Origin of the sequence: Levilactobacillus muriae, assembly GCF_045862015.1 — a bacterium.
Lineage (GTDB): Bacteria > Bacillota > Bacilli > Lactobacillales > Lactobacillaceae > Levilactobacillus > Levilactobacillus muriae.
This window is the reverse complement of the sequence record NZ_BAAFRU010000006.1, coordinates 30,123-45,751: the sequence shown is the minus strand read 5'-3', so window position 1 is coordinate 45,751 and position 15,629 is coordinate 30,123. Positions and strand designations below refer to the sequence as shown.

Sequence of the window (15,629 nt, the reverse complement as noted above, 5' to 3'; positions counted from 1 at the left end):
GATGAGTCGATGGTTAGTGATTAGTGATAATCACGGTGATCGAGATATTCTGGTCACGCTAAAGCAACAATTACGGCCTGATGCCGTGTTTCACTGCGGCGACTCAGAAATGACGGCTAACGATCCGTGGTTTCAGGATGCCTACGTGGTTCAGGGAAACATGGATTTTGACACCAATCTGCCACTAGTCAGTACGCCTATGGTCGATGGTCGTCAAGTCTTACTGACACACGGGCATCACGATGGCGTGAACTGGGATCTGACCCAGCTGAAGCTTCGTGCGGATGCCGCCCAGGCCGAGGCAGTTTTCTACGGGCACACGCATCAGTTGGCAGCCGAAGTTGTCGGTGGTCATCTGTTCGTGAATCCTGGTAGCATCAGCCAACCACGTGGTGAACTCCGGTATTTGGGCGGCACCTGTGCGCTCATCACGGTAACGGCGATCCAGTGGATTGTCCAATACGTGACGCGGGACGGGCAGCCCGTGCCGGATTTGAAATTCACGTTTGCCCGTACGGAGACGCAGAAAGGATGAATTAAGGCATGATTGACCCAGCCGTTGAACAAATGCTTCTGAAAGATCCGAAGAGTTATGTCATCTCTGCGGATGTGGTTGCGAACGTCACGGCAACCAATACTTTAGAACACGCCTTTATGGTACTGTCGAAGGTCGGTTACAGCCGGATTCCAGTGCTGACGCCCGATGATCGGTTGCAGGGGATGATTTCACTGGCAGCTATTTCGGAATACCTCCTGCACGTGCCGGGAGCGGCGGTGGAACAGCTCAGCCGCTACACGGTGGCCGATGCCATGTTGCCGGTCAACCGATGGGTAAGTGATCCAACTAAACTCGAAACAATTTTAAACTACTTAGTGGATGAGCCATTTATTCCCCTTGTGGATGACGATAAGGTCTTCCAGGGAATTATCACGCGGCGTGAGCTGTTGAAACGAATTAATTTCATGGCGCATAACCTTCACAAATATTACGACGTGACCGCGAAAGAAAGAGTAGCAGACCAGGTTGAAAAATAACTGGGATGAAGGGGCGTTTATGGTTTGGCCGGTTTGCAACTAGCAAATTTTTCAAGTTCTAAAGGTCTGCAAAAAGTTTAGGCATAAAACAAAACGACCGATTCTTCTAACTTAAGAGAAGAATCGGTCGTTTTTACTTAATTGGATAAAAATCCGGCTGATATTGCAGAAATCTGATATAACGCGCTAATATGATGATTTACGCAAGCAAGGTAAAAGCTAGTTTAGCCGCTTACTTGCTAGTTGGCATTGACGCGTGAGTTGGCAATTGAATCCCAGCTTGGCGGATGGCCTTCAGGTAAGCTGTGAGAAAGCTGGCCTGCAGGGCAAATTGGCTGCCGCTCTTACAGGTCAGGGCAACCTGAAAGACCAGTTCATTTGGGGGTAATGTGACCACGCCAATGATAGCAGGATCACCAATCACGCTGGGATGTTGAGGCAACAGCTTTTCATTGACCGCTTTGATGATGGCCGGCAATTTTTCTACCGGCGTCGTTGGGGCAATGGGAATGTTGACTAACGCGTGCATGTTATTTCGCGATCGGTTGGAAACGATGGTAATATTGCGGTTAGGGATGAAGTTCAGCGTCCCATCGGCGCTGGTGACCTGTGTGGTGCGAAGGCCAATCGATGTGACTGTCCCCTCAATTGTTCCGATCTGAACGACATCACCGACATCGAGTTGCTGTTCCATAAGAATCGAGATCCCAGTCACGAGGTCGCTCACGAATCCTTGAGCACCTAGGCCTAATGCCAAGCTGAAGATTCCAGCACCGGCGATTAATGTACCCACGGGAACGCCCAGTGTGGAAAGTAATGCGTAGATCCAGAAGAAAAGAATCGTGTAGTGAAAGAGATTCATTGTCAGCATGCTGATAGTTTGCAGGCGATTGCTTGGGCCGGATTTAGGTACCAAGTAGCGCTTAAAGCTACGACGTAAAATGAATTTTCCAATAAAATTGATGACTAGAAAGAGCAACGTTAAAAAAAGCAGCGTCAGAAAGCGACTGGTAATGAGGTGCACGAATTTCTCCCAGTCAAAAGAAGTGATATAGTGTTGGAGCCACTTGGAAGAAGTGGTTGTGGTCGTTACGAGGTCCGTCAAGAAACGCGTCTCCTTTGAAACCCACACCCCGCTGCGAGTCGTGATTGCATGGTGTAGGGCGTTTATTTTCTAGTTTAGCAGATTTTACAGGTGGCGCCCAGAGTTGGGCGAGAAAAGGCGACCAGATTTGGGGTTTTAATTGCACCCGCCCCTTGAGAATGCTATTCTATTGGTAAGTAACTGAGTACAAGGAGGGGTTGTCATGACCGGTGGACAAGTAGCGGGCCTGATCGCAGCGATTGCGTTTTTGATTCTGGTCCTCTTCATTGGCATGTTCTTAGTCAAGATGAATAAAACGTTAGGTGAGGTAAATAAGTCGGTGAAAACGATGACGTCGGATATCGATGTCATCAGTCACCAGGCTGAAAATATCATGGCCAACGCGAATGAATTACTGGAAGACGTTAACCAGAAAGTTGCCACCATCGATCCAGTCTTCCAGGCCGCAGCAGATCTGGGTGAAAGTGTTTCTGACTTGAACACGGCGACTCGGAATCTGACCGACCGCGTGTCGGATACGGCCAAGCAGACGGCCAAGACGTCATTAGCTGCTAAAGTGGGCAAGACGGCGTTTGACCTCTACAGAAATCACAAAAATAAGGAATAATCACGGAAAGGGAGTCATTAGTATGGCAAAACACAAGTTATTAGCAGGATTATTAGTTGGTGGGGCAGCCTACGCAGCCTATCACGCCTTGGACTTAGAACAACGCGAAGCCTTAAAGGATGCCGCACGTGACCGCTACAATGCTTTCAAAGACCGCGCCGTGGATTACGCCTTTTATGCCGCAGACGCAGCAGATGATTTCAAAGAAGCCTTGAACGATAAGTTTGAAGCCAAGGACGATGCGCCAGCCTGGCAAACCGTGCCGGACGACGTTGCCGACGAACCAGCTGATGATATTGTTTTGAGTAGCGATGAAGTTGCTGATTTACCTGATGAAAAGCCAGCTGATAGCGACGACGATGCCAGCGATGTAGCTACCGACGATCAAGCAAAGAGCGATAACGCCGAATAAATGTCAAATTAAATAACGGACGTGTTGACGACTACCGATTTCGGTAGAGGCAACGCGTCCGTTTTGCTTTGTCTAGATAAAGTCGTTATCTTGCTGCATTTTAAATAAGTCGGATTGGATCTTGACCACGAGTTTCTTGGCTTCTGGCGCGTTGATCCGTTGCGGACGGCTTACGGCGATGAGGGGCAATATCGGTGGCTTTTCCATCAGATGGAGAATGCGAAGGGGGTGGCCGTGCTTGATGAAGAAGCGGGCCATGGATTCCGGAATCAATGCCCAATTGCGGTCGTTGACCAGGTATTGTGGGACTGTGAGACTGGTATCGAGCCGCACGAATGGCGGGATCTTATCCTCCCAACACAGCATGTGCCACTTACGATAGTTGTCACTATAGGGAATCATCAGCTCATCGTAACGTGAGAGCATGGTGGTGCCGACGAAGTCTGGATAATTACTGGTGGGACTGGTGACGAGAACCAGCCGTTCCTGTCCGATCTTTCGCGTCTCAATCTTATGGCGTGTGGATTCGATAAAGGAAAAACCGATGTCTACGAGATCGTTATCAATCAGGTTGTATATATTCAAGTCGTCAGTCGTTTGGATGTTGAACCGCAGGAGGAAATCATCCTGCAAAACCTGTGGTGCAATTTCGGAAAGGATGGCGGTGTTAATATCTAGCGAGGTCGCCACCGTTAAAACGTGGTAGTCACCCATTTCCTTGAGACTATCAACTTGGTCGCTAAGCTGAATCCATTGGCGGGCAATTGGTACAAGGCGTGTACCATAGGGGGTCAAAGAGATCGTATTGTTCCCCTTGACTCGGTTGATCAGCTTGACCCCCAGAAGGCTCTCCATTCGATGCAACCGGTTACTTACAGCGGCTTGCGTAATATACAGAGAATCTGCAGCCTGAGAGATCTGCCGGTATTCAACAATTTTTAAAAAGGTCTGCAAAAGCTCTGAGTTCATGAGTCTATCTCCAATTTTGTTCTAAAATACTATGATTATTAGGATTGCGGTATCTATGACGTCCAAAGTGTCAGGGTCAGTGGGCGATAGAGACAAGATTGTGCTAAAAGCAGCGCAATGAGATGTGTTGTCAGACATTGTTTGACGGCACTGCCAGCACTATTTAATAGCTGTAGTCTGATTATAGCTCACGAGTTTTATACTGTCATCGGTTTCTTTTACGATAGAGACACTCCCATTCAGTGGGAAATTCCCCAAAGTGTTGATACCATGATGATCTGCCAAGGTCCGAATGAAGGTTCCGTGGGTGATTAACAGGACAGTAGTCTTGTCTGGGCAGGCCTCGTGGAGCACATCGAAGCCGCGCTGCCAGCGGGCAATCACCTGATCGTAGGTCTCTGCTTGGTGGGCGGGATCTGTATCGTGCATGAGTTGGCGCGTCTTGGGAAAGCCAAAGTGGCTGATCAATTCTTCTTGACCAGCGTAGCCAGTGGCCTGGGAGACTTCCTGCCAGGCAGCCGGGGCATTAAGGCCTTCATAATAGCCAAAGAAAACTTCGCGGAAGGTCGCGTTAGGTGTAAGAATCTTGGGCTGGTGGGCGAGTTGTGAGAGAATCAGGTCGCGCGTGTCGATGGCACGGTTAAGATCCGACGAGCAAACATAATCAAATGGAATGTTTGCCAACTGTTTACCGGTTGTCAATGCCTGTTGACGGCCTTTAGTCGTGAGGTCAGAGTCCACCCAACCCTGCATCCGATCGAAGGAATTCAGTAAGGTTTCACCATGGCGGACAACGTAAATTGTGATTTCAGTCATGCTATTTTACCCCCATTATGGTTTGATTCCATTCTATTCGAAAAAAAGATTATATTCAAGGTTGTAATGAAACCGATTTCATTTATAATAGAGGCAGATGTTTTTACCGGACAGGTAAGAATGATTATCTCTTGTAGCCATTATATATTTTACTTTAGGGAGGCATTTATCATGCATGTGACGTTATCTATCTGGCAAGCGTTACTGATTGCACTTTGGGTCGCTTTGGTTGAATCACGAATTTTAGGTTTTTCAACTCTGACAATGCGGTTTAGTCCGCTGATGACGGGGATGATGGTTGGTTTTATCATGGGGGACATCAAACAAGCTATGATTGTAACCGCTGCTATTCAGTTAGTTTACATGGGGTTTGTTGCTCCAGGGGGAGCCTTACCTGCTGAACCATGTATCGCCACGGCCATTGCGGTGCCAGTTGCACTGCTAGGCCACATGAGTCCTCAGGGGGCTATCGCGATTGCGGTGCCAGTTGGGTTACTCGGAAGTTACCTCTATCAATTCAGATTCTTCCTCAACACCTTCGCGTTGAAGCCAATGGACAAGTACGCTAGGGAAGGGAACGCTCGGGGCTTAGGGTTTGCGATCATGGGGATTCCAACGTTGATTTCCTTCGCGCTGTTCATTCCACTGATGTTCATCGCCCTTTACTTCGGAGCACCCGTTATCTCTGGGTTAGTTGCGAACATCGAACACGGGACGTTGATTCACGTCTTGAACAGTGTCGGTGGTGGGTTGGCTGCCTTAGGGATCGCCGTTATCATGCAAGTTATCGGGAAGAAACAGCTCTTACCATTCTTCTTCCTGGCTTACTTCATGAGTGTGGCCTTTGCCAAGTTGGACATCAGCATGACGATCTACGCCATCTTCGGTGCCATCTTTGCCATCCTCTACGTGACGTTTACTTCAAAGAAATCGACGAATTAAGGAGGTAGAAATCAATGAGTGAAGAAGTAGCTGCAAACAACGCTGACGTTGCTGAAAACGAAGATGTTCAGACTGAAGAACACCGGATTCCGCAACCTGATAAAATTACGAATAAAGATTTAATGAAATCCTGGTTCGGTTGGTGGTGGGCTAACGAAGTCCCACATACCTTTGACCGGATGCTGGCACCAGCCTTCTGTTTTGGGCTGATCCCAACCTTAAAGAAGTTGTACAAAGATAAGACCGAATTGGCGAAAGCCTTTCAACGGCACCTGTTATTCTTCAACACCCAGGCGACATGGGGCGGGGGAACTTTAACCGGTGTGACGATCTCACTGGAAGAAGCACGGGCCAAGGCCTTAGCTAACGGTGAGGAACCAATCTCTGAAGACATGATCAACAACACCAAAGTTGGGTTAATGGGTCCGCTGGCTGGTATTGGGGACTCCATTGACTCCGGGACCGTACAATACATCTTTATCGCCATCTTCTTGCCTTTCGCTCAGAAGGGGAACTTCATGGGGGCTTTACTCCCATTCCTCTGTTTCGCCATCGCAACCTTCACTTATGGTTATTACTTTACTAAGATGGGTTACTCACTGGGTCGGGCTGCTGCTAAGGAAATTATGACGGGTGGCCGGATGGCCGGTATTATTGATGGATTAGGGGTTCTCGGGCTTTACATGATGGGAATCTTAGCCGGGCAATACATTAAGATCCAAAGTTACCTGAAGTTCAGTATTAGTAAAAAGGTCTTCGACGTTCAGGATATCTTGAACACGATCCTCCCAGGAATCCTGCCACTGTTCGCCGTACTGATGCTGTACTGGTACTTCCAGAAGAAGGGTCTCAAGATCACGCGTGGCCTGGTTTACTTAACCATTGCGTTAGTCGTATTGAGTATCTTCTACGTCATCTAACAGGAGGAATTAGCGATTATGAAACGTGCATTCTTAGTGATTACTCACGGTGATATGGGTGTTGAAACCGTCAAGAGTATGGAATTATTAATGGGGCCACAGGAAAATGTGACGGCATTGGGCCTGCATCCTGGCGAATCGGTTGATGATTTGCGGACAAAAGTTTATGATATTTTACAAGCCAATGAAGCCGATTATGACGAAACTGTTCTGTTAGTCGACTTATTAGGTGGGAGTCCATCTAACGTGTCTCTGTCAACTCTGGCCAAATATCACGACATGAAGATCGTGACCGGCCTGAGTTTACCGCTCCTCGTCAACATTCTAAACTTCTCAGAAGCTGAAGATGATACTGAAAAGTTGATCACGGATTCTATCGGTGTTGCCACCGAAGGGATGAAGCTGATCGATAAAAACTTCTTACACCAATCATAAAAAGTACGTTTAAAATTGGAGGATAATTATTATGGGACAAATTAATTTAGCACGGGTCGATGACCGGTTGATTCATGGTCAAGTTATGACAAAGTGGACCAAGGGATTTGGAACGAACTCTGTTTACGTGGTGGATAACGCGACGGCCGCTGACGACTTCATGAAGGACATCTACGTCAGCACCAACTCTACCGGTGGTCTGAGTATCAAGGTTTACAGTGCCACTGAAGTTGCTGAAGAATGGCAGAAGAATCAATTCGGCGATGACAAGGTTGTTGTGGTCTTCAAGTACATCAAGGAAGTTAAGGAAGCCATGGATGCTGGACTGGAGTTAAAAGAGCTCAACGTTGGTGGGGTTTCCAAGAAGCCTAACACCAAGTTCGTGATTCCAACGGTTGCCATTGGTGATGAAGAAAAGGCGCTCTTGAAGGATTTCCACGACAATGGGTTGGAAATCTACTTTCAAACTGTGCCAGACTCCAAGCGTGTAGAATACGACTCAGCTATTAAGTAACGGTTGATGGCGAGTTAGTTCACAAATGATTTGAGGAATTGATGATGAAAGAAGCGTACGAAGTTTATCCCAGCCGATTGCGAGTGTATATGACCACGATTGTCTTCATTTTGTTTGGCCTAGCCATTTGTGGTGTGGTCTTCACTTCGACCTGGCTGATCATGAAGATTTTAGCGGTAGCTTTTGGACTACTCTTCTTCTATGCGGCCTTTGAGACTGCAGTGAAGGGACACGCCAAACGGCCCGACTATATTTTCGACGATCAGGGCATTACGGATAATACGCAGGAACCAGCAGTTGTGGTGCCGTGGGCGGATATTTTAAAGATTGAAATGACTCCGAACAATGCCGTCATGCAGATCGGTATCTTGGCTCGGAAGACCGTGATCAGTCAAGACGAGAAGAACGTGGTCCTCACGCGCAACCTCGTTAGTAACGGGAACATGGCCTTTTATTCCATCATGATCGACGGGTTCAAGTTTCGGCAGAAGCAATTTCTCAACATCTTTGAGGAGCTACAACGTCAAGGAGTGAAGCACAATCCCAGCATTCTGGTCAATAAGGTGCTGGAGAAGAAGCGCTGATGACGGACTGAATTACTCGAGGAGAAATGACGTATGTCGACGAAAATTACAGGAATCGCGGCCAGCGATGGGATTGGCATCGCTAAGGCTTACACGTTAGTTGACCCAGATTTAAGTTTCGAAAAAACTACGGTTACTGATCCCCAAGCTGAAATCGATCGGTTAGCTGCAGCTCGGACGATTACCGTGACCGAGCTGGAAGAGATTAAAGCCAAAGCACTCGAAAACCTTGGTCCCAAGGAAGCAGAGGTCTTCGATGCGCACTTGGCCATGGTCAATGACCCGGACTTTATCAAGCAAGTAGAGGACGAAATCACCCAAAAGTCCTGCAACGCCGAGACGGCGCAACAGGATGTAGCTGATCAGTTCTCAGCGATGCTTGAGGCCATGACTGACAACGCTTACATGCAGGAACGGGCAGCCGATGTCCGTGATGTGACGAAGCGGATACTCAGCCACTTGTTGAATCGGCCACTACCTAACCTGGCACTGGTTGATTCACCGGTCGTGGTGGTTTCCCATGACCTGACGCCTTCCGACACGGCCCAACTGGACCGACAGTTTGTGAAGGGAATCCTGGTAGATTTGGGTGGTCGAACGAGTCACTCGGCTATCATGTCCCGGACGTTAGAAATCCCGGCAGTTGTCGGTACTGAGAACGCTACGACAAGTATTCAGGATGGGCAGACGGTCATCCTTGATGGTTTGCACGGCGTGGCCGTGGCGGGACCTGACGATGCCGAGCTGGCAGATTACCAGCAACAGGCTAGTGAGTTCGCCGAACAGAAGGCGCTGTGGGAAAAGCTGAAGGACGAACCGACTGTCTCCAAGGACGGACAATCCTTTATGCTGGCCGCCAACATTGGAACGCCGGCCGATTTGCCAGCCGTTCTGAAGTCTGGTGCCGAGGGGATTGGGCTGTTCCGGTCCGAATTCCTTTACATGGATAGCGATCAGTTACCTTCTGAAGATACCCAGTTTGCTGCTTACAAGGCAGCGATTGCGCAAATGGACGGCAAACCAGTAGTTATCCGGACAATGGATATCGGTGGGGATAAGGATCTGCCGTATATGCAATTGCCAAAGGAAATGAATCCGTTCTTGGGCTACCGGGCAATCCGGATCTCCCTGAAGCGGCAGGACATTTTCCGGACGCAACTGCGGGCGTTGATTCGGGCTTCAGCGTTTGGTGATCTGGGAATTATGTTCCCAATGATTGCCACGTTGGAAGAGCTTCGGCAGGCCAAAACCATCTTCAATGAAGAAAAGACAAAGTTGGTCGAAGCAGGTGTCAAGGTGGGTGAGAAGATCAAGCTGGGGATGATGATTGAAATTCCTAACGCTGCGATCTTTGCTGACCACTTTGCTAAGGAGGTTGACTTCTTTAGCATCGGCACTAACGACCTGATTCAGTATACCTTTGCGGCCGACCGGGGGAACGAACGTGTTTCTTACCTCTATCAGCCTTACCACCCAAGCCTCTTGGGTCTGATCAACCACGTCATCAAGGCTGCTCACCGTCACGGAACGAGCGTCGCGATGTGTGGTGAAATGGCTGGTGACCAGACAGCGGTACCTTTGCTGATGGGAATGGGCCTCGATGAGTTCTCGATGAGTGCGACATCGGTGCTGAAGACTCGGAACTTGATGAAACATCTGGATGCCTCGACTCTGAGTGATCTTGCGGAAGCGGCGATTAACGAGTGTGAAAGTAGTGAGCAGGTTAAGGCGTTGGTTGAGAAGTTGAAGACCAGTCAACGTTAATTGTTCAGATGACTTTGTTGGACTGAAATTTAAGTGATGAAAACACGCGCTAACCTGTGGTTGCAGGTTGGCGCGTGTTTTTTGATGCCTATTTTTTAGGTTTTGGGAGCGGGACTTCCGGTGTCTTCAATCCAGTCCGTAGAGCGGCGCCAATTGCGGGGATCTGTCCCAGGTCGGAAATGTGGTCAGTGGGAACCACGACCACATTGGCCGGTGAGTTGGCTAGGTCACTGAAAGCCGAGATTGATTGGTTTTCAAAGAACTCTGGCGTGGCAGTTTCCAGACTAGAGTTGACCGTGTCAATCCGGTACTTTTCGGCGTCCGCTCTGGTCTTGGTGGCCATGGCTTGTGCGGTGGCCGTTGCCATAAGGGCGTCGTTTTTTGCCTTCGTCGTCAATTCGATGGACTTGGCCTCACCTTCAGCCTTGGCGATGGCGGCAACCCGTTCTCGATCCGCCGTCAGTTGCTTGTCCATTGCGGATTGAATGGCGGTGGATGGGGTTAATTCATCGATGTTGGTGCGGTCGACGTTGATGCCATAGGTGTCGGTCAGGTCACCAATGGCGGTGGCCAATTCCTGATTGATCTTGGCCGTGGAACCCAACGCCTGGTTCAGGTCCATCCGACCGATAATGTCTCGCAAGTGGCCCCGTACCAGTTGTGCCATGGACTCCACGGAATCCGTGTTTTCATACTGGAATTTTACGGAGTTGGTGACGTGATAGTTCAGCGTCAGGCTGGCCGAGACGTCGGCATTATCCTTGGTGATGACTGAGTAGTTGGGTAGAGCGAGTGGCGTCATAGCTAGCCCAACCGTCCGAATCTTCTGAAAGCCTGGCAGGTAAAAATGCATGCCGGGTGCGACACTGCGCTTGTATTTACCCAAAGTTTCAACTAGTCCTTCATTATTCTGACGTACAATTCTAATCCCAAACATGGTAACTCCTCCTCAAATTTTCTTGAACGTCAAGATGTTCCCGTTACTTTCGATAATGGTATACGCCGCGGTGAAGTCTAGGGCCTCTCGTGGCTCTAATAGGTAACGATAGTAAATACCGGCGACTAACACTAGTCCAGTCTTAGCGTCCAGGGCAGTACCTGGTACAGTGCGGCCAATCAATTGCCGAGATTCCCAATTTCCCGGCGTGGCCGTCTTCGATAAAATATTGACGATGTAGGCGTTGATACTCCGGCCGTCAGCAGTGGCGGCCTGCGAAAGCTTTTCAAAGAGACTTTCGTCCATGCGAAGTAGGAAACGCTTTTGTTTTTCTTTTGCCATAGTGTGTGGCCTCCTCGTGCTCCTCCCCGAGATGATAGCTTAACAATATCACGATGATATCACTTTGACAACTCCCCGGCTTACCGTTCACCAAATTTAGGCAACATCGGCTAGTCATCGCCTTACCGGCCGGCAGATATGGGCTGGATCGGTGCGAACACAACTTGAAGCCTCGAAAGTACCGAGTCTCCAAGCTTGGTTTTCTACTAAGCCAGCGGGGGAATCACCCCCTGACTAAGTAGAACGACGCGCCTGAGCCCATATCTGCCGACCTCTCGGCTTTCTTGGGTGTCCTAAGGCAATATAGCCAGATGATGCCTATACAAAAACCCGCGAGCATTTGCCGGTTCTGGCAAATGCTCACGGGCTATTTAGAGGCAGCTTAAGTGATGTTAACCCACGTAAGTTAATTCTTTTGAGGTGTGGGTGAAGGGAAGACTGCCATCAGCCGTAACGTGGATACAGTCTTCGATCCGAACGCCAGCGACACCTGGGATGTAGATTCCGGGTTCGATGGAGAAGCACATGCCAGGTTCTAAGACTAAGTCGTTACCTGCCATGATGGATGGAAATTCGTGATCGCTCATCCCCATGCCATGACCGAGACGGTGAATGAAGTATTCGCCATAGCCAGCCTTAGTGATGATATCACGGGCAATCTTGTCGAGTTCGGCGGCAGTCAGGCCAGGTTTAACAGCGGCTTGGGCCGTCAGTTGGGCTTCCAGACAGACGTCGTAGATTTCCTTTTGCTTGGCAGTGGGGGTGCCTAAAGCCACCGTCCGAGAAGCGTCGGAGATATAGCCATCGTAGACGGTTCCGAGGTCAAAGAGAACCAGTTCGTTGTTGGCGAACTTGGTGGTGTTGGTCGCGCCATGTGGTTCTGCAGCGTGAGCGCCGGCTTGAACCAGGCTACCGAAGGACATTTCCATAATGCCTTCCTTCATTAAAGCGTATTGCAATTCAGCAACGGCGGATTGTTCCGTCTTGCCAGCTTTAACGGCTGCGAAACCATGCTCAAAGGCGAAATCGTCCCATTTACCGGCGATTTCCAACTTCTTGATCTCTTCTTCAGACTTGATTAGACGCATACGTTCGATGAACGTTGTGATGTCTAAATCAAAGTGGGGACTGGTGAATTGGGCAGCCAAGGCTTCCATTCGAGCAACCTGGAGTTGGCCCTTCTCTAAAGCGATGTGTTCTGGATTCACGTGGCGTTGCTTAACTTGATCGGCAATCATGGCCCATGGGTTTTCATGGTCCAAGTAGCCAACGACGGGGAACTTCCAACCAGTTTCTTTGATAACTTCCACTTCCAAGGCCGGAGCGAAGATGAATGGGTCTTGATCTGGGAAGATCACTAGAGCCAGGACCCGTTCAATTGGGTCACTGCCAAAGCCAGTCAGGTACTGAATGGTCTTGGGATTACTTAAATAGGTCATGCTGGCATGGTGTTCCGCTGTCCATTGCTGAATCTGTTCGAGTTTCGTCATGAAATCACCCCTTCAATTAATGTCATTAGTATACCATCAAAAGGGGGTTAATTTAAGAATATGAAGCGTTCTGCCTTGAAAATTCTGTGAAAATAAGGTATTCTTTGATGTGAAAGCGTTTTCACTCTTGCACCCATGAAAACAATTATGTATACTGGTCAAGTTGCTTGAAAACGAATGAAAACAAATCAAAACAAGAAAGAAAGGGCTCTCGCTATGGAAAAACAAACAGTTACGATTTATGATGTGGCGCGCGAGGCGGCGGTCTCAATGGCCACCGTTTCACGGGTCGTTAACGGCAATCCCAATGTTAAACCAGCTACGCGAAAAAAAGTTTTGGAGGTTATTGACCGACTCGACTACCGGCCAAATGCCGTTGCACGAGGCTTAGCAAGTAAGAAGACGACGACCATCGGGGTTATTATTCCCGACGTGACCAACGCCTACTTCTCCTCATTAGCACGGGGGATCGATGACATTGCCATGATGTACAAGTACAATATCATCCTGACCAACTCCGATGAAAACGGCGGCAAAGAAGTTCAGGTATTGAATACTTTGATGGCCAAGCAAGTTGATGGCATTATTTTCATGGGGAACCAAGTGACCGATGAACTCCGTGAAGAATTCCGCCGTTCTAAAGCGCCAATCGTCTTAGCCGGTTCAGTTGACGCTGAAAAGACGCAACCTAGTGTTAACATTGACTACGTGGCGGCCGTTGCGGAAGCTGTGAAGAATCTGATCGACCACGGCAACCAAAAGATTGCCTTCGTTTCAGGTTCCATGGATCAAGCGATCAACCATGATTACCGGTTGAAAGGTTACAAGAAAGCCTTGAAAGACGCTGGCATCGCTTACGATGACAAGTTAGTCTTTGAAACGGATTACACGTACAAGGCTGGCCAATCCTTGGAGCCAGCTCTGAGCGCTGCCGGTGCGACCGCTGCCTTTGTTGGTGACGACGAATTGGCTGCTGGTGTGATGAATGGCCTAACGGATGCCGGTGTCGATGTTCCGGGTGAATTCGAAGTCATTACCAGTAATGACACGAAGCTAACGGAACTGGTTCGGCCTAAGATGAGCTCCATCACGCAACCACTCTACGATATTGGTGCCGTAGCGATGCGGTTGTTAACTAAGTTAATGAACAACGAGAGTGTTGATGAAAACACGGTCATCTTGCCCTATGGTTTGATGAAACGTAGTTCAACGAAGTAGTTGATTGCGACAAAGGGTGCGAAAGGAGACTTTCGTGCCCTTTTATTTTGGGGGAAAGTGATTTTCTAAGCGTTACAGCCGGCGTGGCTGGCGCGCAGTTTTAGCAGAGCTTTGGGACGTGGATGGCCTTGTTACGGTGACTGTTACCAGCTAGTGGATGGCAAGGAATCGCATAAAATTAAGCCCAGCTTAACGTTTATCCCATATGGATGTGCTACAATAATAAACAACTATGCACGACGTCAATCGGTGTTCTATCAGCGATAGCTTTCACCAAGGCAACAGGTGAGGTGAGTCAAACTGTGTGTGACCGTCGTGTAAGATTGGACGAATTGGAGGTGGTGGTTGGTGAGTGAAAATAGTCGGATGGCACGTTATCATTCAGATGAGCCAGAAAATTCGCAGCAACAACCACAAGAACCACAACAAACGTATCAGCGCCGACCCGCTTTGGCGCGGTGGGTGGCTATCTTGGTCATGCTCTTTACCTTGTCGATTGGTCTGAAGGTCACCGTCTTTAACGCAAATTACACGGCTGGTGTAGTCTCCAGGTCCACTGTTGGGCAAAAGGTGATCAATCAGCTAAATAATGAGTTAGAGGGCCTCGGGGTCAGTGGAAGCCCCGTCACATCCGGGATTGTTCAGCCCTATTTGGCACAGGGAATCTCGCAACTTTACGGAGAGACGGCTACGACGACTATCGACAACTCGGAGCTGACGACGGCCATTAGCACGCAGGCACAGACGATGGGTGTCACGGCGACTGCCGGGATGACCACAGCGCTGGTGAAGGAAGCAAAGAAGGTTGTGAAGGCAGCGTTTAGTACCACGGCGATGACCCAAGCATCTCTTAAGATTCAGAAGGCCAGGACACTAGACTTCTGGTTAATGATTGCCACGGTATTACTAGCAATTGTGACCGTGATGTATGCGTTCAGCGTGCATCACGTCATGGCTAGTCTGGGGCCAGGCCTGGCGCTTGGTGGCTTGTTAACTGGGATCCTGGGTGACGTCGGGTATTATCTACTACCATCGCTGATTCCCACGTCGACGGCAACGGTCACGAGTATGATCACGACGGTGGGGCGCAGTGGCATCGGTGTGATCATCTTTGCTGGCGTGGCTGAGATTGTCCTAGGTTTGTTAGTTATGTTGGGGCATCGAACGTTTCGTAAAGACTCATGATAGTCACGAATAGACAAGCTCGAGATGAATAGTCTCGGGCTTTTTTAACGTCATTTATTAACTTATAAAATTCAACACCCCCTGTTGAATTAGTTGTGGGGTAATATCATTGAAATAATTAACCTTTTTTCAAGAAAATTGATTGACCGCAACCGGTATTCCGTTATAAAATAAAAGAAATTATTTTAAACTATAAATCAAAGACTGGATTTGACGATTGGCTATTTAATAAGGTTGAGGGACTAACTTGGTTGCACAAACAAGAATTAGTTGCACAAATTAAACCAGCCATTAGACTGTTGAGTTGAGAGTAAGGGTTCGTTGCCTGAAGTTGCGAGGCGACGGCCGGGTTGG

18 protein-coding genes are annotated in these 15,629 nt (G+C 48.8%); 12 read left to right on the top strand and 6 right to left on the bottom strand.

The genetic code is table 11. The features are described from left to right. The first annotated feature begins 1 nt into the window (after nt 1). Together ACKTSF_RS05350 and cbpB are read left to right on the top strand one after the other, a co-directional pair. The gene (locus ACKTSF_RS05350; RefSeq protein ID WP_407887325.1) at nt 2-535 is read left to right on the top strand and encodes a YfcE family phosphodiesterase; all 534 of its coding nucleotides are present in this window, start codon (nt 2-4) and stop codon (nt 533-535) included. Nucleotides 536-543: 8 nt separating this feature from the next. Then, a complete protein-coding gene (cbpB, locus tag ACKTSF_RS05345) occupies nt 544-1,035 on the top strand; it encodes a cyclic-di-AMP-binding protein CbpB (RefSeq protein ID WP_407887323.1) in 492 nt (163 codons plus the stop codon). Nucleotides 1,036-1,267: 232 nt separating this feature from the next. Here cbpB and ACKTSF_RS05340 read toward each other — a convergent pair whose 3' ends face one another. Beyond that, on the bottom strand, nt 1,268-2,140 hold the full coding sequence (locus tag ACKTSF_RS05340) for a mechanosensitive ion channel family protein (RefSeq protein WP_407887321.1): 873 nt from the start codon (nt 2,138-2,140) through the stop codon (nt 1,268-1,270). A gap of 202 nt (nt 2,141-2,342) precedes the next feature. Here ACKTSF_RS05340 and ACKTSF_RS05335 point away from each other — a divergent pair, with 202 nt between their 5' ends. Beyond that, on the top strand, nt 2,343-2,747 hold the full coding sequence (locus tag ACKTSF_RS05335; protein WP_020088330.1) for a DUF948 domain-containing protein: 405 nt from the start codon (nt 2,343-2,345) through the stop codon (nt 2,745-2,747). Between the two features lie 22 nt (nt 2,748-2,769). After that, on the top strand, nt 2,770-3,159 hold the full coding sequence (locus tag ACKTSF_RS05330) for a hypothetical protein (protein ID WP_407887319.1): 390 nt from the start codon (nt 2,770-2,772) through the stop codon (nt 3,157-3,159). Between the two features lie 72 nt (nt 3,160-3,231). On the opposite strand, the gene ACKTSF_RS05325 is transcribed toward ACKTSF_RS05330, so the two are convergent. Both ACKTSF_RS05325 and ACKTSF_RS05320 read right to left on the bottom strand, forming a co-directional pair. Further along, nucleotides 3,232-4,128, bottom strand: coding sequence for a LysR family transcriptional regulator (locus ACKTSF_RS05325; RefSeq protein ID WP_407887317.1), 897 nt, complete (start codon nt 4,126-4,128; stop codon nt 3,232-3,234). 159 nt (nt 4,129-4,287) lie between these two features. Next, complete coding sequence (locus ACKTSF_RS05320; RefSeq protein ID WP_407887315.1) at nt 4,288-4,944, bottom strand: histidine phosphatase family protein; 657 nt, start codon at nt 4,942-4,944, stop codon at nt 4,288-4,290. A 171-nt stretch (nt 4,945-5,115) separates the two neighbouring features. On the opposite strand from ACKTSF_RS05320, the gene ACKTSF_RS05315 reads away from it, so the two are divergent. Genes ACKTSF_RS05315 through ptsP form a run of 6 tightly spaced genes read left to right on the top strand, consistent with a single transcriptional unit; the run spans nt 5,116 to nt 10,103 of the window. Beyond that, the gene (locus tag ACKTSF_RS05315) at nt 5,116-5,886 is read left to right on the top strand and encodes a PTS mannose/fructose/sorbose/N-acetylgalactosamine transporter subunit IIC (RefSeq protein ID WP_168849811.1); all 771 of its coding nucleotides are present in this window, start codon (nt 5,116-5,118) and stop codon (nt 5,884-5,886) included. A 14-nt stretch (nt 5,887-5,900) separates the two neighbouring features. Next, nucleotides 5,901-6,806 (top strand): PTS system mannose/fructose/sorbose family transporter subunit IID, encoded by a 906-nt coding sequence (locus ACKTSF_RS05310; protein WP_407887313.1) that lies wholly within the window; start codon nt 5,901-5,903, stop codon nt 6,804-6,806. An 18-nt stretch (nt 6,807-6,824) separates the two neighbouring features. Beyond that, the gene (locus ACKTSF_RS05305) at nt 6,825-7,241 is read left to right on the top strand and encodes a PTS sugar transporter subunit IIA (protein WP_407887311.1); all 417 of its coding nucleotides are present in this window, start codon (nt 6,825-6,827) and stop codon (nt 7,239-7,241) included. 31 nt (nt 7,242-7,272) lie between these two features. Continuing rightward, nucleotides 7,273-7,755, top strand: a complete 483-nt coding sequence (locus ACKTSF_RS05300) for a PTS sugar transporter subunit IIB (RefSeq protein WP_407887309.1) — start codon at nt 7,273-7,275, stop codon at nt 7,753-7,755. 44 nt (nt 7,756-7,799) lie between these two features. Further along, nucleotides 7,800-8,339 (top strand): hypothetical protein, encoded by a 540-nt coding sequence (locus ACKTSF_RS05295; protein ID WP_407887307.1) that lies wholly within the window; start codon nt 7,800-7,802, stop codon nt 8,337-8,339. Between the two features lie 33 nt (nt 8,340-8,372). Further along, nucleotides 8,373-10,103 (top strand): phosphoenolpyruvate--protein phosphotransferase, encoded by a 1,731-nt coding sequence (gene ptsP / locus ACKTSF_RS05290; RefSeq protein ID WP_407887306.1) that lies wholly within the window; start codon nt 8,373-8,375, stop codon nt 10,101-10,103. Nucleotides 10,104-10,191: 88 nt separating this feature from the next. Here the strand turns inward: ptsP and ACKTSF_RS05285 are convergent, their stop codons facing one another. The 3 genes from ACKTSF_RS05285 to ACKTSF_RS05275 all read right to left on the bottom strand — a co-directional run bounded on the left by ACKTSF_RS05285 (nt 10,192) and on the right by ACKTSF_RS05275 (nt 12,872). After that, a complete protein-coding gene (locus ACKTSF_RS05285) occupies nt 10,192-11,040 on the bottom strand; it encodes an SPFH domain-containing protein (RefSeq protein ID WP_407887304.1) in 849 nt (282 codons plus the stop codon). A 12-nt stretch (nt 11,041-11,052) separates the two neighbouring features. Beyond that, nucleotides 11,053-11,382: a toxin-antitoxin system HicB family antitoxin gene (locus tag ACKTSF_RS05280; protein WP_407887302.1), complete on the bottom strand. Its 330-nt coding sequence runs from the start codon at nt 11,380-11,382 to the stop codon at nt 11,053-11,055. 392 nt (nt 11,383-11,774) lie between these two features. Beyond that, on the bottom strand, nt 11,775-12,872 hold the full coding sequence (locus ACKTSF_RS05275; RefSeq protein ID WP_407887300.1) for a M24 family metallopeptidase: 1,098 nt from the start codon (nt 12,870-12,872) through the stop codon (nt 11,775-11,777). Nucleotides 12,873-13,088: 216 nt separating this feature from the next. On the opposite strand from ACKTSF_RS05275, the gene ccpA reads away from it, so the two are divergent. Further along, nucleotides 13,089-14,090 (top strand): catabolite control protein A, encoded by a 1,002-nt coding sequence (gene ccpA, locus ACKTSF_RS05270; protein WP_407887543.1) that lies wholly within the window; start codon nt 13,089-13,091, stop codon nt 14,088-14,090. A 348-nt stretch (nt 14,091-14,438) separates the two neighbouring features. Next, nucleotides 14,439-15,275 (top strand): hypothetical protein, encoded by an 837-nt coding sequence (locus ACKTSF_RS05265; RefSeq protein WP_407887298.1) that lies wholly within the window; start codon nt 14,439-14,441, stop codon nt 15,273-15,275. Nucleotides 15,276-15,629 lie beyond the last annotated feature (354 nt).